23 protein-coding genes and 2 pseudogenes are annotated in these 26,052 nt (G+C 71.7%); 8 read left to right on the top strand and 17 right to left on the bottom strand.

Going from position 1 to position 26,052, the window contains the following annotated elements; translation table 11 throughout:
- Window positions 1-207, bottom strand: a 207-nt coding sequence (locus AB0D46_RS36045; protein ID WP_362883986.1) for a carboxyl transferase domain-containing protein, incomplete at its 3' end; no start/stop codon positions are given.
- A 297-nt stretch (window positions 208-504) separates the two neighbouring features.
- On the opposite strand from AB0D46_RS36045, the gene AB0D46_RS36040 reads away from it, so the two are divergent.
- A complete protein-coding gene (locus tag AB0D46_RS36040) occupies window positions 505-1,116 on the top strand; it encodes a YceI family protein (protein WP_362883984.1) in 612 nt (203 codons plus the stop codon).
- Window positions 1,117-1,183: 67 nt separating this feature from the next.
- Here AB0D46_RS36040 and AB0D46_RS36035 read toward each other — a convergent pair whose 3' ends face one another.
- The 6 genes from AB0D46_RS36035 to ureA all read right to left on the bottom strand — a co-directional run bounded on the left by AB0D46_RS36035 (window position 1,184) and on the right by ureA (window position 9,003).
- Window positions 1,184-2,542, bottom strand: coding sequence for a hypothetical protein (locus AB0D46_RS36035; RefSeq protein WP_362883982.1), 1,359 nt, complete (start codon window positions 2,540-2,542; stop codon window positions 1,184-1,186).
- A gap of 209 nt (window positions 2,543-2,751) precedes the next feature.
- Entirely contained in the window at window positions 2,752-4,392 is a 1,641-nt protein-coding gene (gene cimA / locus AB0D46_RS36030; protein ID WP_362883980.1) for a citramalate synthase, read from the bottom strand.
- A 282-nt stretch (window positions 4,393-4,674) separates the two neighbouring features.
- On the bottom strand, window positions 4,675-5,340 hold the full coding sequence (locus tag AB0D46_RS36025) for a TetR/AcrR family transcriptional regulator (protein WP_362883978.1): 666 nt from the start codon (window positions 5,338-5,340) through the stop codon (window positions 4,675-4,677).
- Window positions 5,341-5,370: 30 nt separating this feature from the next.
- The gene (locus AB0D46_RS36020) at window positions 5,371-6,432 is read right to left on the bottom strand and encodes an agmatine deiminase family protein (RefSeq protein WP_362883977.1); all 1,062 of its coding nucleotides are present in this window, start codon (window positions 6,430-6,432) and stop codon (window positions 5,371-5,373) included.
- A gap of 106 nt (window positions 6,433-6,538) precedes the next feature.
- Window positions 6,539-8,269, bottom strand: a complete 1,731-nt coding sequence (locus tag AB0D46_RS36015; RefSeq protein ID WP_362883975.1) for an urease subunit alpha — start codon at window positions 8,267-8,269, stop codon at window positions 6,539-6,541.
- Window positions 8,266-9,003 carry an urease subunit gamma gene (gene ureA, locus AB0D46_RS36010; RefSeq protein ID WP_362883973.1) on the bottom strand — a complete coding sequence of 246 codons (738 nt, stop codon included), beginning with the start codon at window positions 9,001-9,003 and terminating at the stop codon, window positions 8,266-8,268. The genes AB0D46_RS36015 and ureA overlap by 4 nt, the downstream gene beginning before the upstream one ends.
- A gap of 156 nt (window positions 9,004-9,159) precedes the next feature.
- Between ureA and AB0D46_RS36005 the strand changes: the two genes are divergently transcribed.
- Both AB0D46_RS36005 and AB0D46_RS36000 read left to right on the top strand, forming a co-directional pair.
- The gene (locus tag AB0D46_RS36005; protein ID WP_362883971.1) at window positions 9,160-10,611 is read left to right on the top strand and encodes a cytosine permease; all 1,452 of its coding nucleotides are present in this window, start codon (window positions 9,160-9,162) and stop codon (window positions 10,609-10,611) included.
- A complete protein-coding gene (locus tag AB0D46_RS36000; RefSeq protein ID WP_362883969.1) occupies window positions 10,587-10,742 on the top strand; it encodes a hypothetical protein in 156 nt (51 codons plus the stop codon). Before AB0D46_RS36005 ends, AB0D46_RS36000 begins: the two co-directional genes overlap by 25 nt.
- Before the next feature lie 100 nt (window positions 10,743-10,842).
- Here AB0D46_RS36000 and AB0D46_RS35995 read toward each other — a convergent pair whose 3' ends face one another.
- The 4 genes from AB0D46_RS35995 to AB0D46_RS35980 form a co-directional block, all read right to left on the bottom strand.
- Entirely contained in the window at window positions 10,843-11,943 is a 1,101-nt protein-coding gene (locus AB0D46_RS35995; protein ID WP_362883967.1) for a branched-chain amino acid aminotransferase, read from the bottom strand.
- A gap of 230 nt (window positions 11,944-12,173) precedes the next feature.
- Window positions 12,174-13,214, bottom strand: coding sequence for a 3-isopropylmalate dehydrogenase (locus AB0D46_RS35990; RefSeq protein ID WP_362883965.1), 1,041 nt, complete (start codon window positions 13,212-13,214; stop codon window positions 12,174-12,176).
- 115 nt (window positions 13,215-13,329) lie between these two features.
- The gene (locus AB0D46_RS35985) at window positions 13,330-13,461 is read right to left on the bottom strand and encodes a hypothetical protein (RefSeq protein WP_362883963.1); all 132 of its coding nucleotides are present in this window, start codon (window positions 13,459-13,461) and stop codon (window positions 13,330-13,332) included.
- Between the two features lie 260 nt (window positions 13,462-13,721).
- Window positions 13,722-14,606: a LysR family transcriptional regulator gene (locus AB0D46_RS35980; protein WP_362883962.1), complete on the bottom strand. Its 885-nt coding sequence runs from the start codon at window positions 14,604-14,606 to the stop codon at window positions 13,722-13,724.
- A 100-nt stretch (window positions 14,607-14,706) separates the two neighbouring features.
- Here AB0D46_RS35980 and AB0D46_RS35975 point away from each other — a divergent pair, with 100 nt between their 5' ends.
- Together AB0D46_RS35975 and AB0D46_RS35970 are read left to right on the top strand one after the other, a co-directional pair.
- On the top strand, window positions 14,707-15,720 hold the full coding sequence (locus AB0D46_RS35975; protein ID WP_362883960.1) for an NADP-dependent oxidoreductase: 1,014 nt from the start codon (window positions 14,707-14,709) through the stop codon (window positions 15,718-15,720).
- A 42-nt stretch (window positions 15,721-15,762) separates the two neighbouring features.
- A pseudogene (locus tag AB0D46_RS35970) lies at window positions 15,763-15,915 on the top strand (alkaline phosphatase family protein); the annotation flags it as partial.
- On the opposite strand, the gene AB0D46_RS35965 reads toward AB0D46_RS35970, so the two are convergent.
- Window positions 15,899-16,444, bottom strand: coding sequence for a GNAT family N-acetyltransferase (locus tag AB0D46_RS35965; protein ID WP_362883988.1), 546 nt, complete (start codon window positions 16,442-16,444; stop codon window positions 15,899-15,901). The pseudogene AB0D46_RS35970 and the gene AB0D46_RS35965 overlap by 17 nt on opposite strands.
- A gap of 249 nt (window positions 16,445-16,693) precedes the next feature.
- Window positions 16,694-16,885, bottom strand: a pseudogene (locus tag AB0D46_RS35960) (tyrosine-protein phosphatase); the annotation flags it as partial.
- Window positions 16,886-16,967: 82 nt separating this feature from the next.
- On the opposite strand from AB0D46_RS35960, the gene AB0D46_RS35955 reads away from it, so the two are divergent.
- Window positions 16,968-17,669, top strand: a complete 702-nt coding sequence (locus AB0D46_RS35955) for a nitroreductase family protein (RefSeq protein ID WP_362883958.1) — start codon at window positions 16,968-16,970, stop codon at window positions 17,667-17,669.
- Window positions 17,670-17,772: 103 nt separating this feature from the next.
- Here AB0D46_RS35955 and pruA read toward each other — a convergent pair whose 3' ends face one another.
- Together pruA and AB0D46_RS35945 are read right to left on the bottom strand one after the other, a co-directional pair.
- A complete protein-coding gene (gene pruA / locus AB0D46_RS35950) occupies window positions 17,773-19,404 on the bottom strand; it encodes an L-glutamate gamma-semialdehyde dehydrogenase (protein ID WP_362883956.1) in 1,632 nt (543 codons plus the stop codon).
- Window positions 19,405-19,455: 51 nt separating this feature from the next.
- Window positions 19,456-20,382, bottom strand: coding sequence for a proline dehydrogenase family protein (locus AB0D46_RS35945; RefSeq protein ID WP_362883954.1), 927 nt, complete (start codon window positions 20,380-20,382; stop codon window positions 19,456-19,458).
- A gap of 199 nt (window positions 20,383-20,581) precedes the next feature.
- On the opposite strand from AB0D46_RS35945, the gene AB0D46_RS35940 reads away from it, so the two are divergent.
- Window positions 20,582-21,853: a helix-turn-helix domain-containing protein gene (locus AB0D46_RS35940; protein ID WP_362883952.1), complete on the top strand. Its 1,272-nt coding sequence runs from the start codon at window positions 20,582-20,584 to the stop codon at window positions 21,851-21,853.
- Between the two features lie 24 nt (window positions 21,854-21,877).
- Here AB0D46_RS35940 and AB0D46_RS35935 read toward each other — a convergent pair whose 3' ends face one another.
- Entirely contained in the window at window positions 21,878-22,453 is a 576-nt protein-coding gene (locus tag AB0D46_RS35935) for a TetR/AcrR family transcriptional regulator (protein ID WP_362883950.1), read from the bottom strand.
- 102 nt (window positions 22,454-22,555) lie between these two features.
- Here AB0D46_RS35935 and AB0D46_RS35930 point away from each other — a divergent pair, with 102 nt between their 5' ends.
- Window positions 22,556-24,097 (top strand): MFS transporter, encoded by a 1,542-nt coding sequence (locus AB0D46_RS35930; protein ID WP_362883948.1) that lies wholly within the window; start codon window positions 22,556-22,558, stop codon window positions 24,095-24,097.
- A 73-nt stretch (window positions 24,098-24,170) separates the two neighbouring features.
- On the opposite strand, the gene serA is transcribed toward AB0D46_RS35930, so the two are convergent.
- Window positions 24,171-25,760 carry a phosphoglycerate dehydrogenase gene (gene serA, locus AB0D46_RS35925; protein ID WP_362883946.1) on the bottom strand — a complete coding sequence of 530 codons (1,590 nt, stop codon included), beginning with the start codon at window positions 25,758-25,760 and terminating at the stop codon, window positions 24,171-24,173.
- Window positions 25,761-26,052 lie beyond the last annotated feature (292 nt).

Here is a 26,052-nt window from a genome sequence, read left to right as displayed (position 1 = left end):
CCGACGCAACTGCTCGACCTCCTTGAAGGACCCCTCGTCGAGCAGGAGCGCGATCCGCTCCCGGGCCGTCAGCTTGCCCTTGGCGTGCTGCGCCTCCGTCGCCCGATCGCTCGGCCCGCGCCGCGCCTCCTCACGGAGGGAGTGCAGCTCGGCCACGCGTCCACGGGCGTCGGTCGGCTCGCTCGAAGTCTGGTCCACAACGGTCATGTACCGACCTTACGAAGTCCGACGGCGAAAACCCTCCGTTGGTTCCGCACAGTCTCGGACCCGATCCGCTGTCCGGCCCGGACAGAACCGGCGATGAATGCATGGACTCCCCCAGTCGGGACCGTGGCCCTTTGTGGAGGTTCCACAAAACAACGGACTCGCTGCCATGAAAGTTGAAATTTGAACGGAACGGGTCTAGCGTCTATCTCGTTGAAAGTTCAACGAGTTCGGGCCCCGCCGAACCCGTCGGACACCTCGCCGGACACGCCGGCAGCAGGATCTTCCGAGGAGGAAGTCATGGGTCTCTTCACCCGCCGCACCGCCCCCACCGCCCCCACCGCCGTCGCCACGCTCGAAGTGGACCCGGCGCTGGCCGCTCTGACCGGCGACTACGTGATCGACGCCGCGCACAGCAGCATCGGCTTCACCGTCCGGCACGCGATGGTCACCAACGTGCGCGGCAGCTTCACCGAGCACGAGGGCACCCTCCACCTCGACGGTGGCGACCCGTCCCGCTCCACCGCGGTCATCGACGTGAAGATCGCCTCGATCGGCACCGGCATCGCCGACCGCGACACCCACCTGCGCAGCGGCGACTTCTTCGACGCCGAGGCCTTCCCCGTGATGAGCTTCCACTCCACCTCGGCCGAGACCCTCGGCGGGGACGCGTACCGGATCACCGGCGAGCTGACGATCAAGGACGTCACCCGCCCGCTCTCCATCGACCTGGAGTTCACCGGCTCCGCCACGGACGTCTACGGCAACGAGCGCGTCGGCTTCGAGGGCGCCGCCGAGATCCTGCGCTCCGACTGGGGCCTGACCTGGAACGCCGCGCTGGAGGCCGGCGGCGTCATGGTCAGCGACAAGGTGAAGCTGACCTTCGACATCTCGGCGATCAAGCAGGCCTGACCACCCGCTCGCGACGCCGGCCCGGGGGCGGCCACCGCAGCCGCCCGAGCCACCTCGGCCACCGCTGCTACCAGCCGCCCCCGCCGTCGAACCCGCCGCCCCCGTCGAACCCGCCCCCGCCGCCGAAGTCCCCGCCGCCGAAGTCGGACGGGTTGAAGTCGGCCCCGGAGGCGTCCCCGCCCTCGAAGCCGCTCCCCGCGCCGCCGAAGTCCGAGGCGTAGGCGGGACCGGCCATCATCGATCCGAGCATCGTGCCCATCAGCAGTCCCGGCAGGATGCCCCCGCCGAAGTACCCGCCGGCCCAGGGACCGTACGCCGGGCCGGCGTCGTAGTACGGACGCGGCCCGCGCTCGGTGTCGACCGTACGGACCGCGGGGTCGAGGCCGTCGCGCAGCCGTACGGCGTCCGCCGCGCAGACCGGAACGGTACGGGCGGCCCCGTCGGGCGGCGCCCAGGCGGCGTCCTCGGTGCTCGGTCCGTGCCGCGGGTCGAAGAAGCAGGGCGATCGGCGCTCGGGCACCGGCGCGCCCTGACGGCGCGCGTCCAGGCGGGCCAGGGCGTACCGGCCGTCCTCCAGCGCCTGGGTCACGCCCTGCACCTCTTCGGGGCGCCGCACCGAAGCCATGATCTGCTTGGCCTTCTCGTACGAGTCGAGGGCCTGTTCGTAGTCGCGGCGCATGGCGTCGTCGGCGCCGGGTTCGCCCGGGTGGAAGTCCAGCCGCTCCAGTTCCTCGCCGAAGGCCGTGATGTCCTCGTCCACGACCACGGAGAGCCGCTCGATCGCCTCGCGCCGGGTCTCCTCCTTCTTCTTGCGGTTCCGCTTCACCAGCAGGTAGGCGCCGCCCCCTCCCGCGACGGCGACCGCGCCGAGCGCGACCAGCCCGCCGACCGGCGCCCCGTCGGAGGCGCCGGTGGTGCCCCAGGAAGCGGGGGCGGACCCCTTGGCCTGGCTCAGGGCCTGGTCGACGAAGTTGTCGAGCTGGGTGGCCGCGTCCACCGGGGCGCCGGTCTTCACGGCGTCGCTGAGGTTGCGCACCGCGTTCCTCGGCATGACGGCCGGGTCGGCGCCGGCGCTGAAGCCGTCGCCGAGGCGGATCGCGTACAGGCCGGTGATGCCGGTCTCGGCGCGGACGGCGGAGAGCACCTTGTCCTGCGGGAACTGTGCGGTGGCCGGCAGTACGGCGAGGAACACCGGCTTCCCGGAGTCCTTGATCTTCCGGGCCAGCGCGTCGGCCTGCGCCGCGGACAACTGCTCGCGGGCGCCGGGGTCCACGTAGACCGGGCCCTGCTTGAGGGCCTCCCCCACCGCGGCGACCCCGGTGGCGGCCGATGCCTGCGGGGCGGCCACGAGCGCGGTCGTCGACAGGGCCAGCAGCAGACCGGCCAGCAGCGGTCCGACACGTGCGGATATCAGCCTGGTCCTCATGCCTACGACGCTACCCGAACAGGTTGTTTCCTGTGTTAACAGGACATAAGGGCCAGGTCCGGACGACGGCGTGTACTACGGGCAGGCGCAGTTCGCGGGGGACGACCTCGCCGGGTCGGCGCCCGGCGAGGTGTGGGTCGACGGACGGGCGAGGTCCCGGGGGGCGTTTCGAAAAGTGCGGGACACCGCCTGTCGTGCCCGAAGCCGGACTACTCCGCCGGTACCACGCCCGCGTGCAGGAGACCGAAGGTGTAGGCGTCCTCCAGGGCCTGCCAGGACGCGGCGATCACGTTCGGGGCGACGCCCACGGTCGACCACTCGCGGACGCCGTCCGTCGTGGCGATCAGTACGCGGGTCGTGGACTCCGTGCCGTGCGTGCCCTCCAGGATGCGGACCTTGTAGTCGACCAGCTCGAACTTGGCCAACTGCGGGTAGAACCGCTCCAGCGCCACCCGCAGCGCCCGGTCCAGGGCGTTGACCGGGCCGTTGCCCTCGGCCGTCGCGACGATCCGCTCGCCCTTGGCCCACAGCTTGACCGTGGCCTCGTTGGCGTGGGTGCCGTCCGGGCGGTCCTCGACGATCGCGCGCCAGGATTCGATGCGGAAGTACTTGCGGGCCCGGCCCTCGACCTCGGCCCGCAGCAGCAGCTCGAAGGAGGCGTCGGCGGCCTCGTAGGTGTAGCCCTGGAGCTCGCGCTCCTTGACCCGCTCGACGACCCTGGCGATCAGCGCGCGGTCACCGCCGAGGTCGACGCCGAGCTCCTTGCCCTTCAGCTCGATGGAGGCGCGCCCGGCCATGTCGGAGACCAGCATCCGCATGGTGTTGCCGACCCGCTCGGGGTCGATGTGCTGGTACAGGTCGGGGTCGACCTTGATGGCCGAGGCGTGCAGGCCGGCCTTGTGCGCGAAGGCGGAGACGCCGACGTACGGCTGGTGCGTGGAGGGCGTGAGGTTGACGACCTCGGCGATGGCGTGCGAGATCCGGGTCATTTCGGCGAGGGCGCCCTCGGGGAGGACGGTCCGGCCGTACTTGATCTCCAGCGCGGCCACGACGGGAAACAGGTTGGCGTTGCCGACGCGCTCGCCGTAGCCGTTCGCGGTGCACTGGACGTGGGTGGCGCCCGCGTCGACGGCGGCCAGGGTGTTGGCGACGGCGCAACCGGTGTCGTCCTGGGCGTGGATGCCGAGCCGGGCGCCGGTGTCGGCGGCGACGGTCGCCACCGTCGCGGAGATCTGCGCGGGCAGCATGCCGCCGTTGGTGTCGCAGAGGATGACGACGTCGGCGCCGGCCTCGTACGCGGCGCGCACGACGGCTTTGGCGTACTCGGCGTTCGCGCGGTAGCCGTCGAAGAAGTGCTCGCAGTCGACGAAGACCCGGCGGCCCTGCTCCACCAGGTGGGCGACGGTGTCGCGGACCATCTCCAGGTTCTCGTCGAGGGTGGTGCGCAGCGCGAGTTCGACGTGCCGGTCGTGGGACTTGGCGACCAGGGTGATCACCGGTGCGCCGGATTCCAGGAGGGCGCGGACCTGCGGGTCCTTGGCGGCGGAGCCGCCCGCGCGACGGGTCGCGCCGAAGGCGACCAGCTTGGCGTGCTTGAAGTCGATCTCGGCGGTGGCGCGGGCGAAGAACTCCGTGTCGCGGGGGTTGGCGCCGGGCCAACCGCCCTCGATGAAGCCGACGCCGAAGTCGTCGAGGTGCCGGGCGATGGTCAGCTTGTCCGCGACCGTGAGGTTGATGCCCTCACGCTGGGCGCCGTCGCGCAGCGTAGTGTCGAAGACGTGGAAGCTGTCGTCGGGACCGGTGCGCGGCTCCGTCGGCTCGGTCGACTCCGTCGCCTCTGTCGTCGTCATGCTGATCTGACTCCTGTCGGATGAGTGGTTCCGGAAGCCCGGGATCCACTGCCCCCATCATCGCGCGCCGCCCGGTCCCGGCATGATTTCGGGCCGGGAAACGAAAAGACCCCTCGCGGGTGCGAGAGGTCTGCGCGCGGGTCCGAGGCACGGTGGCCGCTGCCGCGAAGGTCTTCCACGGTTCAGCGGTCACAGAGGACCGGCGCGCTGCTGTCCATAATCATGAGCTGAGCAGGCACGTCCGCAGTGTGCCACACGACCCGCCGTCCGTGGACGGAGATCTCACGATGCGGGCAGCCCCCGCACGGGGTGGTCCCCGGGGCCGCCGGGGACGGGAACGGTGAGGCTCTCGGTGAGGAACTCCCGTACGTGTTCGAGGATGTCGGCCCGGCCTATGCCGGGCAGCCCGACGGCGACCTGGATGCTGAAGCCGTCGAGGAGGGCCCGGAGCCGGGCGGCGTAGCGGTCGGGGTCGACCTGGCGGAACTCCCCGCGCGAGACGCCCTCGGCGAGGAGGGCGACCAGGTCTCGGTGCCAGGCGCCCTCGATGGCGGCCTGTCGCTCGCGTTCCTGGGGGCCGGCGTTCTGGGAACGGTTCCAGACCTCCAGCCACAGGGTCCAGTGCGGGTCCCGGGGGCCGTCGGGGACGTACAGGTCGACGTACGCCCGGAGCCGGGCGCCGACCGGGTCGCGGCGGGAGAGCAGGGCCCGCCGCTCGGTGCCGAGGGCGGCCTCGCTCCACTCCAGGGTCTGCAGCAGGAGTTCGTCCTTGCTGCGGAAGTAGTAGAGGAGGTGGCCGCTGCTCATGCCGACCTGGCGGCCCAGACCGGCCATGGTCAGGCCTTCCAGGCCGCGCTCGGCGATCGTGGCCATGGCGGCGACGAGTACGTCCTCGCGCGGGGGCGCGTTCTTGCGCGCTGCCCGTACCGGTACTCCACCCGCCACCATGGGCCACTCCTTCATGAGGTCCGCCGCAGGTCAGACCTTCGGCTGTTGCTGGGTGATGCAGTGGATACCGCCGCCCCCGGCGAAAATCGTACGTGCGTCAACCAGCGTCACGGTCCGCTCGGGGAACAGACCGCGGAAGATCTCGGCGGCCTCCTCGTCGCGCGGGTCGTCGAACGCGCACAGTACGACGCCGCCGTTGCACAGGTAGTGGTTGATGTACGAGTAGTCGACCCACTCGCCGTCCTCCTCCAGCACCGTCGGCGCCGGGACCTCCACGACCTCCAGCAGCCGGCCCCGCGCGTCGGTGGCGGCGCGCAGCAGGGCGGCGATGGTCTTGCAGCGCTCGTGGTCCGGGTGGGCCGGGTCGGGCTGGCTGTGGACCATGACGACGCCGGGGCGGGCGAAGGCGGCGACGATGTCGACGTGGCCCTGGGTGCCGTAGGTGCCGTAGTCGCCGGCCAGGCCGTACGGGAGCCAGATCGCCTTGGTGGTGCCGAGGTGGGCGTGGATCTCGGCCTCGACCTGCGCGCGGGTCCAGTCGGGGTTGCGGCCCTGGCCCAGTTGCACGGTGTCGGTGAGGAGCACGGTGCCCTCGCCGTCGACGTGGATGGCGCCGCCCTCGTTGACCAGGCGGGTGCTGTACGTGCGGGTGCCGATGAGGTCGGACACGTGCCGGGCGACCTTGGAGTCGTGGTCCCAGCGGGCCCATTCCTGGGCGCCCCAGCCGTTGAACGTCCAGTCGACGGCCGCCAGTTCGCCCGCTTCGTTGGTGACGAAGGTGGGGCCGATGTCGCGCATCCAGGCGTCGTCGAGCTCGCGCTCGACCAGGTCGACGTCGTCGCCGACGACCGCGCGGGCGCTCTCGACGTCGCCCGGGGAGACGACGAGGGTCACCGGTTCGTACGCGCGGACCGCGCGGGCGACGGCGCCCCAGGCCTCGCGGGCCTCGGCGAGCTCCTGCTCGTTGGTGAAGGTGGGGTTGGGGCTGGGCCAGGCCATCCAGGTGCGCTCGTGCGGGGTCCACTCGGCGGGCATCCGGAATCCGGCGTCGACGGGCTTGGCCGGCTGGGCCGGCTGCGTCGGCTGGGTCATGGCAGGGTCCTCACAGGCTGGGCTGGGGCTGGGCTGAGCCGGCCGGGCCGGCCGGCTGCTGGGCTTGGCCGGCGGCTGGGCTTGGCTGGGCTTGGCTGGGCTTGGCTTACAGGAAGTACAGGCGGTTCAGGGAGACCGATTCGGCCGCTTCGGAGCGCAGCGGTTCCCCGTCGAGGGAGACGAGTCCGCTGCGCGCGTCCACATCGACCGCGCCCACCCGGGAGTTGCGGAGCATGTCCTTCGGTCCGATGCCGCGGGTGCCGCGGACGGCGACGCGGCGCCGGCGGGTGGGCATCTCGTCGGAGCCGAGCGCGGCGGCGGCGGAGACGAAGGCGACGGAGATGTCGGCGGCGGTGGCCCCGTAGGAGCCGAACTGCGGTCCGAGGACGAGGGGTTCGCAGGTGTCGGTGGCGGCGTTGGGGTCGCCGGTGACGCCGTAGGCCGGGAACCCGGACTTGAGGACGAGTTGGGGTTTGGCACCGAAGAACTGGGGGCGCCACAGCACGATGTCGGCGAGCTTGCCGATCTCGATCGAGCCGATCTCGTGCGCCAGACCGTGGGCGATGGCCGGGTTGATCGTCAGCTTGGCCATGTAGCGCAGCACGCGGGCGTTGTCGTCGCCCTCGCCGTCGCCGTCCATCGGGCCCAACTCGCCCTTCATCTTGGCGGCCATCGCGAAGGTCCGCCGGATGGTCTCGCCCGCCCGACCCATGCCCTGCGCGTCCGAGGAGGTGATGCCGATCGCCCCGAGGTCGTGGAGCACGTCCTCCGCGCCCATCGTCCCGGCCCGGATCCGATCACGGGCCATCGCCGCGTCACCCGGCAGGTCCGGCTTCAGGTCATGGACGGAGACGATCATGCCGTAGTGCTCGGCCACCGCGTCCCGACCGAAGGGCAACGTCGGATTGGTGGAGGAACCGATGACGTTCTCCACCCCCGCCATCTTCAACACGTTCGGCACGTGCCCGCCGCCGCACCCCTCGATGTGGAAGGCGTGGATCGTCCGCCCCTCCAGGACCCGCAGGGTGTCCTCCACCGACAGGCACTCGTTCAGGCCGTCCGAGTGCAGGGCCACCTGCACGTCGTGCTCCTCCGCCACCCGCAACGCCGTGTCCAGCGCGCGGGTGTGGGCGCCCATGTCCTCGTGGACCTTGAAGCCGCTGGCGCCGCCCTCGGCGAGGGCCTCGATCAGCGGGGCGGCGTCCGAGGAGGAACCGCGGGCGAGGAAGCCGATGTTGACGGGCCAGGCGTCGAAGGCGTTGAAGGCGTGCTTGAGCGCCCACGGCGAGTTCACGCCGACACCCCAGACCGGGCCGAACTCCTGGCCGATGATCGTGGTGACGCCCGCGGCGAGCGAGGCTTCCATGATCCGCGGGGAGAGCAGGTGGACGTGGGTGTCGACGGCTCCGGCGGTGGCGATCATGCCTTCGCCGGACACGATCGAGGTGCCGGTGCCGACGACGACGTCGACGCCGTCGAGGGTGTCGGGGTTGCCGGCCCGGCCGATCGCGTGGATGCGGCCCTCGCGGATGCCGATGGACACCTTGCGGATGCCGAGGACCGCGTCGATGACCAGCACGTTGCTGATCACCACGTCGCAGGTCTCGCGGACCGCCGCCGCCTTCAGGTGCAGGCCGTCACGGGCGGTCTTGCCGAAGCCGGCCAGGAACTCGTCCCCGGGCTTCTGGGCGTCGTGCTCGACGCGCACGGTGAGGCCGGAGTCGCCCAGACGGACCCGGTCGCCGGCGCGGGGGCCGAACACGGAGGCGTACTCGTGCGGGTCGACGTGTCGACTGCCGGGGGCGCAGTGGTCGCTGTGCGGGGTCTTCTTGCTCACGCCGGATCTCCGTCCACGTCATCGATTCCTTCGGCCCCGTCCGCGGGACCCGCGGTCACGCCGAGGTAGCCGCAGGCCGCCGCACGGCGCAGGGCCTCCTCCTTGGCGCCGGGCGCGTCCAGCGGCCCGTCGACCAGGCCCGCGAAGCCGATGGCGATCCGCTCGCCGCTGATCGGGACCAGCCCGACCTCGGCCCCGCCGTGCGGGTCGAACCGTACGGAGGAGCCGGCCGGCACGCACAGGCGCATGCCGTAGGCGGCGGCGCGGTCGAAGTCCAGGCGCGGGTTCGACTCGAAGAAGTGGAAGTGCGAGGTGACGCTGACCGGCACGGACGCGGTGTTGCGCACGTGCAGGTGGAGTTGCGGCTGCGGCTGCGGGGCGCCGGGGCCCGGTACCACCGCGCCCGGAGCGTCCTCACCGAGCGAGGTGGCGCCGGCGATCGGCGCGGAGACCACCGCGAGGCGGGAGCCGTCGTCGAAGACGGCCTCCACGTGCACCTCGGTGACCACGTCGGACACGCCGGGCAGCACGTCGTCGGGGCCGAGCACGCCGCGGGCCTCCTCGATGGCCTCCGCCAGCCGTTTGCCGTCCCGGGCCGCCTCGCAGACGGTGTCCGCGATCAGCGCCGTGGCCTCCGGGACATTGAGCTTCAGGCCGCGGGCCCGCCGGGCCCTGGCCAGTTCCGCGGCGCTGCGCAGCAGCAGCCGGTCGCGCTCCGTAGGGGTCAGCCGCACGCCGATCCACCACCTCTTGAGTCGATGGGTTAGAGCATCACTCTAACTCTTCAGTTCCTTGCGGGGAACCATTGACCGGAAGGCAACGCCTGAGTCACATTGAGTGTCGCTCAAACACCAGCACAACCACCCCCCGCCCTGCCAAGGGAGTCCCCCATGCCCATCGAACAGCGCGGAGTCGACACCGTCCCCGAGGAGGAACGGACGAGTGGTCCCCGCGACCTCGTCTCGATCCTGCTCGGTTCCAATCTCTGCCTCGGTGTGATCGTCTTCGGCTGGCTGCCCCCGTCCTTCGGGCTGGGGCTGTGGCCCTCGGTCACCGCCGTGGTGAGCGGAACCCTCGTCGGCATCGCCTTCACCGCCCCGCTCGCGCTGGTCTCCCTGCGCACCGCGACCAACCTGTCCACCTCAAGCGGCGCCCAGTTCGGCGTCCGGGGCCGGCTCGTCGGATCGGTGGTGGGGCTGCTGCTCTCGCTCGGCTACACCGCGCTGACCCTGTGGATCGGCGGCGACGTGATGGTCGGGGCGCTGTCCCGGCTCACCGGACTGCCCGACACGGGCGTCTCCCGGGCCGCGATGTACGGCGTACTCGCCGCCTGTACCGTCGTCGGGGCCGTGTTCGGCTACCGACTGCTGCTGCGCATGAGCAAGATCCTGTCCGTCGGCATGGTGATCCTGCTGGCCATCGGCGTCATCGCGTACGCCCCGGACTTCACCGGCGCCGCGCCGCCGGAGACCTCGTACCTGCTGGGCTCCTTCTGGCCGACCTGGCTGCTCGCCACCGTCGCCGCCGGGCTCAGCGGCCCGGTCGCCTTCATCACCCTGCTCGGCGACTACACCCGCTACATCTCCCCGCGCCGGCACAGCTCCCGCACGGTGCTGTGGGCCACCGTGGTCGGTCTGCTCTTCGGCCTGTTGATCCCGCAGCTCTTCGGTACCTACACGGCGCTCGCCGCCCGCGCCGGGGCGGACTACGCCGGGCCGCTCGTGGCCGCATCGCCGTTCTGGTACCTGGTCCCGCTGCTGGTGGCGGCGGCGGCCGGCTCGATCGGCAACGCCGGCCTGATGCTCTACTCGATGGGCCTGGACCTCGACGCGATCGTCCCGCGGGCCACCCGCACCACGGCCACCCTGGTCGCCGCGGCCGTGGCCACCGCCTTCGTGTTCATCGGCTCCTTCGGCTGGAACGCCCAGGCCGCGATGACCTCGTTCGTCCTCGTCCTCACCGCGATCGGCACCCCGTGGGCCGTGATCACGCTGATCGGGTACGTGCGCTGCCGCGGCCGGTACGACGAGCAGTCGCTCCAGGTGTTCAACCAGCGCGCCCGCGGCGGCGTCTACTGGTACAGCGGGGGGTGGAACCCGCGTGCGACGGTGTCCTGGGCACTCGGAGCGGCAACCGGCCTCGCGGCCGTCACCACACCGTTCTACGAGGGCCCCCTGCTGGCCCTGACGGGCGGCGTGGACTGCAGCTTCGTCCTCTCGGGGCTGGTCGGCGGACTCGTCTACGCCGCGCTGACCCCGCGGTCGGCGGACGCGCCCGCCGCGGACGCACAGGAGCAGGTGAAGAACGCGGAGCAGACATGGACGAGCTCGCAGGCCCTGTGATCATCCGGGTCCTCAAGGGGATCGGCGCGGTGGTGTACCTCTTCGGCGACGCCCTCGTCGCGCTGCTGCCCGACGGCCCGGCCCGCGCCGACACCCGTCGCGCGCGGCGGGCGGCCCGCCGCGCCCGCTGACGGCGTGCCCGCGCACCGCGCGGGCGCACCGTACGAAAGGCCCCCGACCGGTCCGGTCGGGGGCCTTTCGCGCGAGCGGGCGACGAGCGCGCCGGGACGACTAACCGAGCGGGTGCATCCAGCCGTGCGCGTCGGCGGCGCGGCCGGTCTGGAGGTCGAGGAGCGCCTTGCGGAGCTCCATCGTGACCTCGCCGGGCTCGCCGTTGCCCTGGATCCAGTTGGCGCGCTCGGACTTCACCGAGCCGACCGGGGTGATCACGGCGGCGGTGCCGCAGGCGAACACCTCGGTCAGGGTGCCGTTCTCGTTGTCGCGCTTCCAGTCCTCGGTGGTGATCCGGCCCTCCTCGGCGGTGTAGCCGAGGTCGCGGGCGATGGTGAGGAGGGAGTTGCGGGTGATGCCCGGGAGGAGCGAGCCGGTGAGTTCCGGCGTGACGATCCTGCGGGTGCCGTCCTTCTCGGCGTACACGAAGTACAGGTTCATGCCGCCCATCTCCTCGATCCAGCGGTGCTCGACCGCGTCGAGCCAGACGACCTGGTCGCAGCCGTGCGAGGCGGCCTGGGCCTGGGCGACGAGGGAGGCCGCGTAGTTGCCGCCGGTCTTCGCGGCGCCGGTGCCGCCCTTGACCGCGCGGACGTACTCCTCGGAGAGCCAGACGGAGACCGGCTTCACGCCGCCGGGAAAGTAGGCGCCCGCCGGGGAGGCGATGACCATGAAGAGGAACTCGTTCGCGGGGCGGACGCCCAGGCCGACCTCGGAGGCGAACATGAAGGGCCGCAGGTAGAGGGAGGCCTCGCCGGAGTCCGGGACCCAGGCGCGGTCCTGCGTGATGAGGGCGTCGCAGGCGGCAATGAACAGCTCGGACGGCAGCTCCGGCATGGCCATGCGGCGGGCGGAGGCCTGGAAGCGCTCGGCGTTGGCCTCGGGGCGGAAGGTGGCCACGGTGCCGTCGGGCTGCTTGTACGCCTTGAGCCCCTCGAAGATCGTCTGCGCGTAGTGCAGGGTCATGTTCGCCGGGTCCATCGACAGCGGCGCGTACGGGACCAGCTCGGCGTCGTGCCAGCCGCGTCCCTCGGTCCACTTGATCGTCACCATGTGGTCGGTGAAGTGGCGGCCGAAACCGGGGCTGGCCAGGATCGCTTCCCGCTCCGTGTCGGACAGAGGGTTCGAGGAGGGCTTCAGCTCGATCGTGGGCGTCGTCATGAGTGCTTGTCCTTCACCGGTTGGGTAGGGCGGACCGCGCTCACGGCGTACTAGGACGTCCGAGCTTCCCCGTATTCCGCGGCCTCGCGTTCGATTATCGCCCGCGGCCAGGCTTCGGTGAAACGGGGCATGAGCGGCCCAGGGGAGATGGTGGCACCCGGGGCCGCACAGGAAAAGCCGCCGGGTGCGTTGGTCGCGACCCGGCGGCTTCCTGGGATGGAGCTACCGGGTCAGCCGGCTACGCGAGCGGCGAGTGCGTCGCCGATGGCGTCGGTGGAGCGGAAGGTGCCGTCGCGCTCGGCGAGGTCGGCGGAGACGGCGTCCTCGATGCGGACGGCCTGGGCCTCGTAGCCGAGGTGGCGCAGCAGGAGGGCGACCGAGAGGATCGTCGCGGTCGGGTCCGCCTTGCCGGTGCCGGCGATGTCCGGGGCCGAGCCGTGGACGGGCTCGAACATGGACGGGAAGGAGCCGGTCGGGTTGATGTTCCCGGAGGCGGCCAGGCCGATGCCGCCGGTCACGGCAGCGGCCAGGTCGGTGAGGATGTCACCGAAGAGGTTGTCCGTGACGATGACGTCGAAGCGCTCGGGCTGGGTGACGAAGAAGATCGTCGCGGCGTCGACGTGCAGGTAGTCGGTGGTGACCTCGGGGTACTCCTGGCCGACCCGGTCGAAGATGTTCTTCCACATGTGGCCCGCGTACACGAGGACGTTGTTCTTGTGGACCAGCGTCAGCTTCTTGCGGGGGCGGGCGTTGGCCCGCTCGTAGGCGTCGCGCACGACGCGCTCGACACCGTAGGCGGTGTTGACGCTGACCTCGGTGGCGACCTCGGCCGGGGTGCCGGTGCGCAGCGAGCCGCCGTTCCCGGTGTACGGGCCTTCGGTGCCCTCGCGGACCACGACGAAGTCGATCTCCGGGCGGCCGGCGAGCGGGGTGGCCGTGTTGGGGAAGAGCTTCGACGGGCGCAGGTTGATGAAGTGGTCGAAGGCGAAGCGGAGCTTCAGCAGCAGACCGCGCTCCAGCACGCCCGACGGGACCGAGGGGTCACCGATGGCGCCCAGGAGGATCGCGTCGTGGTGCTTGAGGGCTTCGAGCTCCGCTTCCGGGAGGGTCTCACCGGTGCGGTGCCAGCGCCGGGCGCCGAGGTCGTATTGCTTGGTCTCCAGCTTCACGTCCTGGGGCAGGACCGCGGTAAGGACCTTGAGGCCCTGAGCCACGACTTCCTGGCCGATGCCATCGCCGGGGATCACTGCGAGATTGATGCTGGTCGACATGACGGAACCGTACTCCGCGTCTTAGCCCTCAGACATCTCGCGTCCACGATGTGGACCCGTGTGGACGCGAGACGTCAGTCGGCCGGGGGGGGTGTGCGAGGGAGGAAGCGGCAGCTCAGTGGCCGGTCGAGCCGCCGTTGTCACGGCGGTCCAGGGCGCGCTGGAGGGCTGCGGCGGCGTTCTTGCGGTCGGCGTCGGCCGGGGAGGAGTGGCGGACGCGGCGGACTGCGGCGGTGGTGGGGGTCATGGTGATCGACTCCTTGAGATCACGGCGTGGCGGGGCCACGGATGAGGGGTTCCTTCAAGGCGCCGGAAGAGGCGGGGAGCGGTGCGCCGCAGGGGTTGCCTGCCAGGGGCGCGCGCTCTCGACCGCCATTCGCTGGATCAGCGAGACGTTCGGCTCCTACAAAGCTAGGGCAGGTCCGGCTGTATGTCTCGGCAATTACTCGGACTTCCTAGTATCTGAGACGCCGAACCGCCGAATCCGCCCCTCCGCCGGTTCCCCTTTCAGCCCTTCTCGGCCCTGAGTTCCCTGATCAGAGCCCTGACGGCGAGGGTTGACGCCGATTCCGGTGTGGTGACGTATCCCACCTGCCGCACCGGCCCCTCGGGCCCCAGCGCGACGATCTGCACCGCGTCCGTGGCCTCCCGCAGCGAGAGTTCCGGCAGGATCGCCATGCCCAGACCCCGGCCGACCATCGTGAGCACCATCGCGTCGTCCTGCGCCTTCACCGTCGCCGACGGGATCCAGTCCTGGGCCCGCCACCAGTCGCGGGTCCGGGAACCGCAGTTCTCGTCCCAGTCCAGCAGCGGCAACGCCCTGGGGTCCGGATGTCCGACCGGGTGGACCAACGCGTACGCCTCGTCCGCGAGGACCCCGGTCAACAGGCCGGGCGGTACGGGATCCCCCGGGTACAGCGTCGCGATGCCCAGGTCGGCGCGGCCGGCGGCCACCTCCCCCGCGGTACCGGCGCCGAGTTCGCGCACCACCCGAACCTCGGGCCGGATGCCGGGGTGCCGGATCGTCAGGCGTTCCAGCGCGGGCGGCAGCAGGTGCAGGGCCGCGCTGCGGAACGCGGCGATGCGCAGGGTTCCCGCCGGTTCGCCCCGGTCGGGTCCGGCGCGACCGGCGGCGCGCGCCTCCGCGCCGAGGACCTCGTACATCCGCAGGATGCGCCGACCGAGGGCGACGACCCGCTCCCCCGCCGGGGTGGGCGAGGCCCCGGCGCGGCCGCGCTCGAAGAGGACCGCGCCGACCTTTCGCTCGCTGCCGCGCACGGAGTGCGAGACGGCGGACTGGCCGATCCCGAGCCGGGCGGCCGCGGCGGTGAAGCCGCCCGTCTCGGCGACGGCGACCAGGATCCGCAGTTCCTGCGGGAGCAGATCGGCCACGGGGCTCTCACCTCGTTCCATGAGCGGTGTTCATGGCGGAACGGCTGTCATGAACGCAACCTCCTGCCCGGCCCGGGGATTCCTTCGTAGCGTCGGCGCCATGACCACGAAGACCGCTCTCGCCGTCCACCAGACCGCCCGCCCCACCGGCTTCCCCGCCGCGACCGACTTCGCGTACGCCGCGTACCCAGTCCCCGAACCGGCCCCCGGGACGGCCCTGGTGGAGAACCTGCTCCTGTCCGTGGACCCCTACCACCGGGGGCTGATGGACGGCGGCGAGGGCGGCTTCGCGCTGGGCCTCCCGTTGGAGGGGCGCTCCGTGGGCCGGGTCCTCGCCTCCCGCGATCCGGGGCTCGCCGAGGGCGACCTGGTCTTCCACCGCGCGGGCTGGCGCACCCACGCCCTGGTCGCCCGCGGCGTCGACGGGGCCCGCAGGCTGCCGGGGCACGCGGGCGTCCCGCTGGAGGCGTACCTGTCCATCCTGGGCGGCACCGGTCTGACCGCGTACGCCGCCCTCACCCGGACGGCGGCCCTGCGCCCGGGCGAGGACCTCTACGTGTCCGCCGCCGCCGGCGGGGTCGGCACGGCCACCGGGCACATCGCCCGCCTGCTCGGCGCCCGCAGCGTCATCGGCAGCGCGGGCTCGGCGGCGAAGGTGCGTCACCTGACGGATCGACTCGGCTTCGACGCGGCCTTCGACCACCACGACGGCCCCGTCGCCGAGCAGCTGGCGAAGGCGGCGCCGGACGGGATCGACGTCTACGTGGACAACGTCGGCGGGGAACACCTGGAGGGTGCGATCGCCTCGCTGCGCGAGTTCGGGCGCATCGCCTGGGTCGGTGCGATCTCGACGTACAACGGCGACCGGGCGCCGGCCGCACCCCACAACCTCTTCGAGGTCGTGCACAAGTCCCTGCGGATGGAAGGGGTATTGGTACGTCACCACACCAATCTCCAGGAGGAGCTGGAGGATCTGCTGGTCCCCCACCTACGCAGTGGTCGCGTGGGCACGGACACCACCGTTTTTGAGGGTTTTGACCGCACTGTGGAGGCCTTCCTCGGAATGCTCCACGGGCAGAACACGGGCAAGATGCTGGTGCGCGTCACCGGCTGACCGCACCCCTCCGGATGTTCACCGAGTTCTTACCGCACGCTTGTGGACCTTGGACCGGCGTCCGCGGCGGCGGCCGCCGCGACGGGCACGATCACCGACGTGAAGCACGTGATGATCCTGATGCAGGAGAACCGCGGCTTCGACCACTACTTCGGCCGGCTCAAGGGCGTGCGCCGCGCTACAGGACGTCCCCGTCGCGCCAGTCGAAGTCGAGCCGCCCGGCCGGGTCCGGCGGGGTCGCGCCCGGCGGCGTCCACACATAGGTCGAGCCCTCCTCCTCGGCCAGCCGCTCGGGGCCGGTCGGTCCGAGGACCCCGATCGGGCCGGGGTGCGGGCGCCAGCCGCGGCTCTCGTACAGGGCCGCGCCGGCCTCGGACGCGGAGAGCGCGCCCAGTACGTACGCCCCGCCGATCACCCGTTCCAGCTCGGCCATGACCTGCCCGGCGAGTCCGCGCCGGCGCCGGTCGGCGCGGACGGCCACCGCCTCCACGTAGCCGGTGCGCAGGGCCCGGCCGCCGTGCAGGACCCGCCGCTGTACGACGCTGCCGTGCGCGACGAGGGCGCCGCCGGGGCCGCCCTCGCGCAGCAGTACGTGCATCCCGCCGAGGGCGTGCTCGAAGTCCTCGTCGGCGAAGTCCCCCTCGAAGGCCGCGTCCAACAGGGCGCGGACCTCCCCCAACGCCGCGGACCCGAGCCCGGCGGTGTGGGTCAGCGTCAGGGTCACGGTCACTGCTCTTCCTCCGGCGGTCGGCCGGCGGCTCCGGGCGCGCGGCGGGTCCCGCCGGTGGACGCTACCAGCGCCACCCCGACCCCCTCCCCGACGAGGCGACCGGGAAAGGCCGGAAATGCGCGGGGGTTCCGCATCCCGGAGTGCCCCACCACGCGTCCCGGAAGTCCCGGTGTTCGATGCCGTCGAGGGGGACTCGCAGGTGGTCGTACCGGCCGGTCGCGGGGATTGGTCCACTCCCCGCTCGTCGTCGTTCCGCAGGTCGATGACGGTCCGCACCCCGTGCGCGGCGAGCGCGGTCCAGCCCCGGGAGGTCAGCCCGTCGAGGCTGTCGGGCCGCACGAGGCGGCCCGGCCGCAGGCCTGCGACCCCGCCCAGGTCGCGGGCGTAGTGGCAGCCCTCCCGGTCCACGAATCGACCGACGATCGCCACGGTCATAGGCCCCCTGTCAGTACACAACGGACAGGGAGCCATGACGCGGCGCTGGCCTCGGGCGGTGGCGCGGACCGAAGATCTGCCCATGTCGCCAGAAACGCAGCAGTGGACGCCCACCCACGGCCGGCCCTACCGGCCTGTCGCCTACCGGCCGGCGCGCATGCCGAGCCGGGAATCCCTCGCGCGGGCCGCGGAACTGAGGGAGCGGATGGACGAACGGCGGACCGTGCGCCAGTTCGCCGGCGATCCGGTCCCCGAGCAGGTCGTCCGCGACGCCGTCGCCTGCGCCGCCACCGCCCCTTCCGGAGCCCACCAGCAGCCGTGGACGTTCGTCCTCGTCAAGGATCCGGACATCCGCCTCCAGATCCGCGCCGCCGCCGAGCAGGAGGAGCAGATCTCCTACGACGGCCGGTTGGGCGACGAGTGGCTCGCCGCGCTGCGCCCGATCGGCACGGACGCCGTGAAGACCCACCTGACCGACGCGCCCGCGCTGATCGTGGTGTTCCAACAGCGCTACTGGCTCGGCCCGGACGGTGCGAAGCGCAAGCACTACTACGTGGACGAGTCGGTCGGCATCGCCGTCGGCATGCTGCTGTCCGCCCTGCACCTGAGCGGGCTCTCCGCGCTGATCCACACACCGAGTCCGATGCGCTTCCTCGGGCACGTCCTGAACCGCCCCGAGAACGAGAAGGCGTTCGCGGTCATCCCGGTGGGCTACCCCGCCGACGACTGCGAGGTCCCGGACCTGGTCCGCAAGTCCCTGGACCAGGTGATGGTCGAGGTCTGACCCGTACCAGGACCGGTACCGGTACCGGTCGGGCAACTGGAACCGCCCCCGCTCCGGACTTGGGGGTACCGGAGCGGGGGCGGGGTTCAGCGGTGGGCGGTGATCAGCCCATGTGCGGGTAGCCGTACTCGGTCGGCGGGACCAGGGTCTCCTTGATGGAGCGCGTCGAGGTCCAGCGCAGCAGGTTCGAGGCCGCGCCCGCCTTGTCGTTCGTACCCGAGGCACGGCCGCCGCCGAAGGGCTGCTGGCCGACGACGGCGCCGGTCGACTTGTCGTTGATGTAGAAGTTGCCCGCCGCGAAGCGGAGCTTCTCCATCGTGTCGGCGGCCGCGTAGCGGTCCTGCGCGATGACGGCGCCGGTCAGGGCGTACGCCGAGACGGACTCCATCTGGGCCAGCATCTCGTCGTACTTGTCGTCCTCGTAGACCAGGACGGCGAGGATCGGGCCGAAGTACTCGGTCGTGAAGACCTCGTTCTCCGGGTCGGTGCACTCGATGACGGTCGGGCGGACGAAGTAGCCCTCCGAGTCGTCGTAGCTGCCGCCGGCGACGATGGTGCAGGTCGGGTCGGCCTTCGCGCGGTCGATCGCGGCCTTGTTCTTCGCGAAGGAGCGCTCGTCGATGACCGCGCCGATGAAGTTGTCCAGGTCGCGGACGTCGCCCATGGTGATGCCGTCGACCTCGGCCGCGAAGCGCTCCTTGAAGCCGGCGTTCCAGATGGAGGCCGGCACGTAGGCGCGCGAGGAGGCCGAGCACTTCTGGCCCTGGAACTCGAAGGAGCCGCGGGTCAGGGCGGTCTTCAGGATGTCGTGGTCGGCGGAGGGGTGCGCGACGACGAAGTCCTTGCCGCCGGTCTCGCCGACCAGACGCGGGTAGGACTTGTACTTCTCGATGTTGTTGCCGACCGTCTTCCACAGGTACTGGAAGGTCTTGGTCGAGCCGGTGAAGTGGATGCCGGCCAGCTCGGGGTGGTTCAGCGCCACCTCGGAGACGGCGATGCCGTCGCCGGTCACCAGGTTGATGACGCCCTTCGGCAGACCGGCCGCCTCCAGGACCTCCATCAGCAGGACCGCGGAGTGCGTCTGCGTCGGGGACGGCTTCCAGACGACCACGTTGCCCATCAGGGCCGGGGCGGTCGGCAGGTTGCCGGCGATGGCCGTGAAGTTGAACGGCGTGATCGCGTAGACGAAGCCCTCCAGCGGGCGGTGGTCGCTGCGGTTCCACACGCCCGCGGAGTTCGCGGCGGGCTGCTCGGCGAGGATCTGCCGGGCGAAGTGGACGTTGAAGCGCCAGAAGTCGACGAGCTCGCAGGGAGTGTCGATCTCCGCCTGCTGGGCGGTCTTGGACTGGCCCAGCATGGTGGACGCGGCCAGCTTCTCGCGCCACGGGCCGGCCAGCAGCTCGGCGGCGCGCAGGATGATCGCGGCACGGTCGTCGAAGTCCATCGCGCGCCAGGCGGGGGCGGCGGCGAGGGCCGCGTCGACGGCCTCCTGCGCCTCGGCCTCGGTGGCGTTGGCGTAGGTGCCGATGACGGACTTGTGGTCGTGCGGCTGGACCACGTCGAAGCGCTCGCCGCCGCCCATCCGCTTGACGCCACCGATGGTCATCGGGAGGTCGATCGGGTTCTCGGACAGCTGCTTGAGCTGGATTTCGAGACGCGCGCGCTCCGGGCTGCCGGGGGCGTACGAGTGAACCGGCTCGTTGACGGGCGCGGGGACCTGGGTCACAGCATCCATGGGGCGGGAACTCCTTGAGCTAGGGGGACGGGCCTTGAGCTAGTGGGGTGCCTAGTTCTTGGTGATCATCGAGCGGAGGAAGAACAGCAGGTTGGCCGGCTTCTCCGCGAGGCGGCGCATGAAGTATCCGTACCAGTCGGTGCCGTACGCCGTGTAGACGCGCATGCGGTGGCCCTCGGCGGCGAGCCGCAGGTGCTCCTCGCCGCGGATGCCGTACAGCATCTGGAACTCGTACTCGTCCAGCTTGCGCCCCGCCTGCCGGGCCAGCTCCTGGGCGATGGCGATCAGGCGCGGGTCGTGGGAGCCGATCATCGGGTAGCCCTCGCCCTCCATCAGGATCTTCATGATCCGGACGTAGGCCCTGTCGATCTCGGCCTTGTCGAGGTAAGCGACCTCTGCGGGCTCCTTGTAGGCGCCCTTCACGATCCGCACGCGGCTGCCGGCGGCGGCCAGCCGGTGGGCGTCGGCCTCGGTGCGGAACAGGTAGGCCTGGATCACGCAGCCGGTCTGCGGGAAGTCCCGGCGCAGCTCCTCGTGGATGGCGAACATCGAGTCGAGGGTGGTGTGGTCCTCGGCGTCGAGGGTGACGGTGGTGCCGATGGCGGCGGCGGCCTCGACGACCGGGCGGACGTTGGCGAGGGCCAGCTCGTGACCGCCCTCCAGCGCCTGGCCGAACATCGACAGCTTGACCGACATCTCGACCGTCTCGCCGAGGCCCAGCTCGGCCAGCCGCTCGATCAGCAGGAGGTAGGCGTCACGGGCGGCGTGGGACTGCTCCACGGCGGTGATGTCCTCACCCACGACGTCGAGCGTGACCTCCAGGCCCTTGCGCGTGAGCTCCTCGACGATCGGGATGACCTGGTCGACCGTCTCACCGGGGATGAACCGGTTCACCACGGGCTTGGTCACCGGGGCGGCAGAGACGATTCGGCGCATCTTGTCGCTGCGCGAAGCGGCGAGGATCGCGGGACCCAGCACGGGGCACCTCCAACGGGTGGCAGAAGCAGACATACGGTCCGTCGCCGGATGGGCCGCGGCCGTAAGGAAAACGCAAGTGAAACCACCGTGAAACCTAAGGATCCCCACGATCCTCGGCCATCGACAGCTGTCACGCATCCGTGGCCCGGATCTCATACATCTGTCTGAAGGGCCGGTCGGGGAGTGGGAGAATGTCCGGGTGAAGGACGAGTACCAGGACCTGGTGGACGAGATCTCCGCGCTCCTCGGCGCCCCCGCGACGCTGGAGAACCGGGACTTCCGCCTGATCGCCTTCGGCGCGCACGACAGCGACGGCGACGGCGAGGAACTCGTCCTGGATCCCGTACGGACCCGCTCGATCCTGACCCGGCAGTCGACCTCCGCCGTCCGGTCCTGGTTCGAGGGCTTCGGCATCGCCCGCGCGACGGGCCCCGTCCGCATCCCCGCGGCGCCGGACGCGGGCGTCTTCCGGGGACGGATCTGCCTGCCGGTGCGCTACCGCGGCATCGTGCAGGGGTACGTGTGGCTCCTCGACCAGGAGGGCCCGGACGCCGAGGCCGCCGGGCCCGGCCCGCAGGCGCTGGCCGCCGCCATGGAGGTGGCCCAGCGGATCGGGGTGCTGCTCGCGCAGGAGGCCAAGGCCGGCGCCGACCTGTCGCGGGAGTTCCTCGCCGTGCTCACCGCCGGGCGCGGCTGGCAACAGGACATGGCGGTCGCCGCGCTGCGGCTGGCCCTCGGGGCGGCCGGGGAGGGCCCGCACACGGTGGTGTGCGTGGCGCCGTGGGCCGGGGAGATCCCCCAGTCGGTCCCGGGTGCGGCGGCGGTGTGCGTGGTCCCGGCCCAGGAGGGCGAAGCGGGCGGACGGCTCGCGGCGCTGGTCCGGATGCGCGGTACCGACGCCTTGGCCCCGGCCCTGACCGCCCTCGGACGGCTCCTGCCGCGCGCGGCGGAGTCGCCGGGTGGCGCGGCCGGGGCGGGAACCGGCGGCCCGCGGGCCGCGCCGTCGGCCGGGGGGAGGCCGCCCGCCGGGCCGGCGACGTCGGCGCGGGCCCCGGGCATGAACGCGGGGGTGTCCGATCCCGTCCGGGCCCTCGGGGAGCTGCCGGCCGCCTGGGCGCAGGCCTGCGCCGCGGCGCGGGCCGCGACCGCGCAGCCCCGGTTCGGCCCGGTGGCCCAGTGGTCACGGATCGGCCCGTACCGGATGCTGGCGGCGCTCCCCGCCGGCCCGGCGGACGACCCGGCGGTCCGGACCCTGCTGAGCCCCGCCCACCGCGAACTGGCCCGTACGGCGGAGGTGTTCCTCGACTGCGCCGGGCAGGCGGGCCGCGCGGCGGCGGTCCTCGGGGTGCATCGGCAGACGCTGTACTACCGCCTCGGCAAGGTCGAGCAGCTGACCGGCCTCGACCTCGACGAGGGCGAGGACCGCCTCCTGCTCCACATGGCCCTCAAGGCCTCCCGCCTCCACCGGTGAGACGGGCCGCGCCCTCCGCCACCCCTACTCCCCCGTGTTGAACCCCCGCGCCACCTGCCGCATGCCTTCCGTGAACTCCTCCGGGGTGGCGGCGCTCGCGGGGTCGAACAGCCACTGGACCATCAGGCCGTTGAGCAGCGCCTGGTAGACGGCCCCGACCGTGCGGACCTCGCCCTCGGTGATGTCCTCCTCCCGGACGCCCGTCATCATCGCGATCAGGCCCTTGCGGCCCTCGTCCTGAGAGGCGGCGAGCAGCGTCCGCAGCTCCGTCATCCGGTCCCGGTTCAGGGCCACTTCGAGGCTGGCGGCCCAGATCGGCGCCGTCTCCTCGTGCCGGTCCAGCACCCCTTCGAACAGTGCCCGGAACCGGTCCGGGAAGGCGGCGTCGGCGCCGAGTCCGGTCTGGAAGCCCTCGCCCCACTCCTCCATCAGGGCGATGAACGCCTGCGTGAGCAGGGCGTCCTTGGAGCCGTAGTGGTAGCCGATCGACGCCAGGTTGGTTCCGGACGCGCTGACGATGTCGCGCGCCGTGGTGCGCACGAATCCCTTCTCGGCCAGGCACTTCTTGGCGCCTTCGAGCAGATCTTCACGATGTCCCATGCCGCCACGGTAGCAAGACAGGCGTCTCAGACAGAAGTTCCAGACGATCGTTCCATACATTCGTCATAGACAGACGTTTATGACGTCTGTACATTCCTGTTCATGACCAATCCCGCCGCCACGGCGCGCCTCGCCGGCCGCCGCGAATGGACCGCCTTCACCGTCCTCCTGCTGCCCCTGCTGCTGGTCGCGATGGACGTGTCCGTCCTCTACTTCGCCGTCCCGGCCATCACCCGCGAGCTCGACCCGAGCGCATCCCAACAGCTCTGGATCTTCGACAGCTACGCCTTCGCCCTCGCCGGACTGCTCATCACGATGGGCTCGTTGGGCGACCGGATCGGCCGCCGCAAGCTGCTGCTGATCGGCGCGGCCGCCTTCGGGCTGGCCTCCGTCGCCGCCGCGTACGCCACCAGCGCCGACATGCTCATCGCGGCCCGCGTGCTGCTGGGCATCGGCGGCGCGACCCTGATGCCGTCCACGCTGGCCCTCGTGCGCAACCTCTTCCAGGACGACGCCCAGCGCGGCAAGGCCATCGCCATCTGGTCCGGCGCCATGACCGGCGGCATCGCCCTGGGCTCGGTGCTGAGCGGGGTGATGCTGAACCACTTCCACTGGGGTTCGGTCTTCCTGATCAACGTGCCCGCGATGCTGCTCCTGCTGGTCCTCGTCCCGGTGCTGGTACCGGAGTTCAAGGACCCGGCCCCCGGTCGCTTCGACCTGCTGAGCGTCCCCTTGTCGACGGCCGCCGTCCTGCCCGTGGTGTACGGCCTCAAGGAGGTCGCCGCCGAGGGCTTCACCCCCTTCCGCCTGGGCTGCCTGGCCATCGGCGTGGCCTTCGGGTGGCTCTTCGTCCTCCGTCAGCGCTCCCGGCCCGACGCGATGATCGGCCGGGCCCTGTTCCGGGGCCGCGGCTTCGGGGCGGGCATCGCCCTCAACGCGGTGGCGGCCTTCGCCATGATGGGCTCGGCCTACTACACCACGCAGTACCTGCAGTCCGTCCTCGGCATGGGCACCCTGGCGGCGGCCCTGTGGAGCCTCGCCCCCTCGCTGTTCATCGGCGCCGCCGCCCCGGCCGGCGCCGCCCTGGCCCGCCGGATCGGCCGTACCCCCGTCATCGCCGGCGGCTTCGTCCTCGCCGCGGCCGGATTCGTCCTGATGGCCCTCACCGGCAGCGACTCCCTGTGGCTGCTGCTCACCGCCGCCGGGGTACTGGCCGCCGGCATCGTGACCGTGATGTCCCTGGTCTCGGACATGGCGCTGGCCGCCGCCCCCGCCGAGAAGGCCGGTTCGGCCGCCTCCCTGCTGGAGACGGGCCAGGAGTTCGGCGGCGCGCTCGGCATGGCCCTGCTGGGCAGCCTCGGCACCGCGGTCTACCGCGCCGACCTCGCCGGTACGGACCCGGACGTACGGGAGACCCTGGGCGGCGCGGTCGCCGCCGCCGGCCGACTCGGCGGCGGGGCGGGCGACCACCTGCTGACCCTGGCCCGCGAGGCGTTCGTGCACGGCATGCAGTACGCGGCCTGGGGCGGCGCGGCCCTCCTGCTCGGCGCGGCGCTGCTGGCGCCGGTCCTGCTGCGGGGCCCGGCGCAGAACGCCCCCGCCGACGCCGAACCGGCCGCGACTCCCCCGGTGCCGGCCCGCTGAGCCGCGCGGGACGGGGGTACGCGAAAGGGCCCGAGGTGAACACCCCGGGCCCTTCGCGCGCTGCTGGTTCCGCTCAGACGAGGTTGACCGTACGGGCCGAAGCCGCGCCGATCTCCGCCGAGATGGCCGCGAGGACGTCCACCGGGACCTCCGCGTCGACGGTGAGCACGACGAGCGCCTCGCCGCCCTCCTCGGCGCGGGCGACCTGCATGCCCGCGATGTTCAGACCGGCTTCGCCGAGCAGCTGCCCGACCTTGCCGACCACGCCGGGACGGTCGGTGTAGCGCAGCACGATCATGTGGTCGGCCAGGGCCAGGTCCACGTCGTACTCGCCGACGCCCACGATCTTCTGCAGGTGCTTCGGGCCCGCCAGGGTGCCGGAGACCGACACCTCCTGACCGTCCGACAGGGTGCCGCGCACGGTCACCACGTTGCGGTGGTCCGGGGACTCCGAGCTGGTGGTGAGGCGGACCTCGACACCGCGCTCCTGCGCGAACAGCGGGGCGTTGACGTAGGAGACCGTCTCGTCGACGACGTCCTCGAACACGCCCTTGAGCGCGGAGAGTTCCAGCACCTTCACGTCGTGCTGGGTGATCTCGCCGCAGACCTCGACGTCGAGGCGGACCGCGACCTCGCCCGCAAGGGCGGTGAAGATGCGGCCGAGCTTCTCGGCGAGCGGCAGGCCCGGACGGACGTCCTCGGCGATGACCCCGCCCTGGACGTTGACCGCGTCCGGGACGAGCTCACCGGCGAGCGCGAGGCGCACCGACTTCGCGACCGAGACACCGGCCTTCTCCTGGGCCTCGTCCGTGGACGCGCCGAGGTGCGGGGTGCAGACGACCTGGTCGAGCTCGAACAGCGGGGAGTCCGTGCAGGGCTCCTTCGCGTACACGTCGAGGCCGGCGCCGGCGACGCGACCCTCCTTGATGGCCGCGTACAGGGCGGCCTCGTCCACGATCCCGCCGCGCGCGGCGTTGACGATACGGACGGACGGCTTCACCTTGTGCAGCGCCTCGTCCCCGATGAGACCGAGGGTCTCGGGGGTCTTGGGCAGGTGCACGGTGATGAAGTCGGCGACCTCCAGCAGCTCGTCCAGCGCGAGCATCTTGACGCCCATCTGGGCGGCGCGCGCGGGCTGTACGTAGGGGTCGTACGCGACGATCTTCATGCCGAAGGCCGACATGCGCTGGGCGACCAGGACGCCGATGCGGCCGAGACCGACGACGCCGAGGACCTTCTCGCTGAGCTCGACGCCCGTGTACTTGTTCCGCTTCCACTCGCCGTTCTTCAGGGCGGTGTTGGCCTGCGGAATGTGGCGGGCCGTGGCCACGAGCAGGCCGCAGGCCAGCTCGGCGGCGGTGACGATGTTCGAGGTCGGCGCGTTGACGACCATCACGCCGGCCTTGGTGGCGGCGGAGACGTCGACGTTGTCCAGGCCGACACCGGCGCGGGCGACGACCTTCAGCTTCTTGGCGGCCGCGATGGCCTCGGCGTCCACCTTGGTGGCGGAACGGACCAGGATCGCGTCGACGTCGACGATCGCGGGCAGCAGCTCGGCGCGGTCCGCGCCGTTGACGTGCCTGATCTCGAAGTCCGGACCGAGCGCGTCCACCGTGGCGGGCGACAGCTCTTCGGCGATGAGTACGACAGGTTTCGAGCTCACGTGGGTCCTCACAAGTCCAGTGCGGACGGCCGTCCCGACGGCCGCAGGCGTGGAGGGGGTAGCCGCGTGGAAGACGCACGACACTGTGGGCCTGACGCGTTGTGTTGAGCAGTGTAGTAGCGGATCCACAGCGGAATTCCGCCTGTACGGAAGGATCACCCGTCCGAGATTGGCCGGGGTGGACAATCCGTGCAGTACGAGGGTTGCTTTCCGGCCGTGCCGGAGATGCGGGGCGGGGGGGGGGGGCGCGGGCCCCCCCCCCCCCGCCGGGGGGGGGGGGCCGGAGGGTTGT

Origin of the sequence: Streptomyces sp. NPDC048383, from assembly GCF_040651775.1 — a bacterium.
Lineage (GTDB): Bacteria > Actinomycetota > Actinomycetes > Streptomycetales > Streptomycetaceae > Streptomyces.
This window is presented reverse-complemented; position numbering and strand designations above follow the sequence as displayed.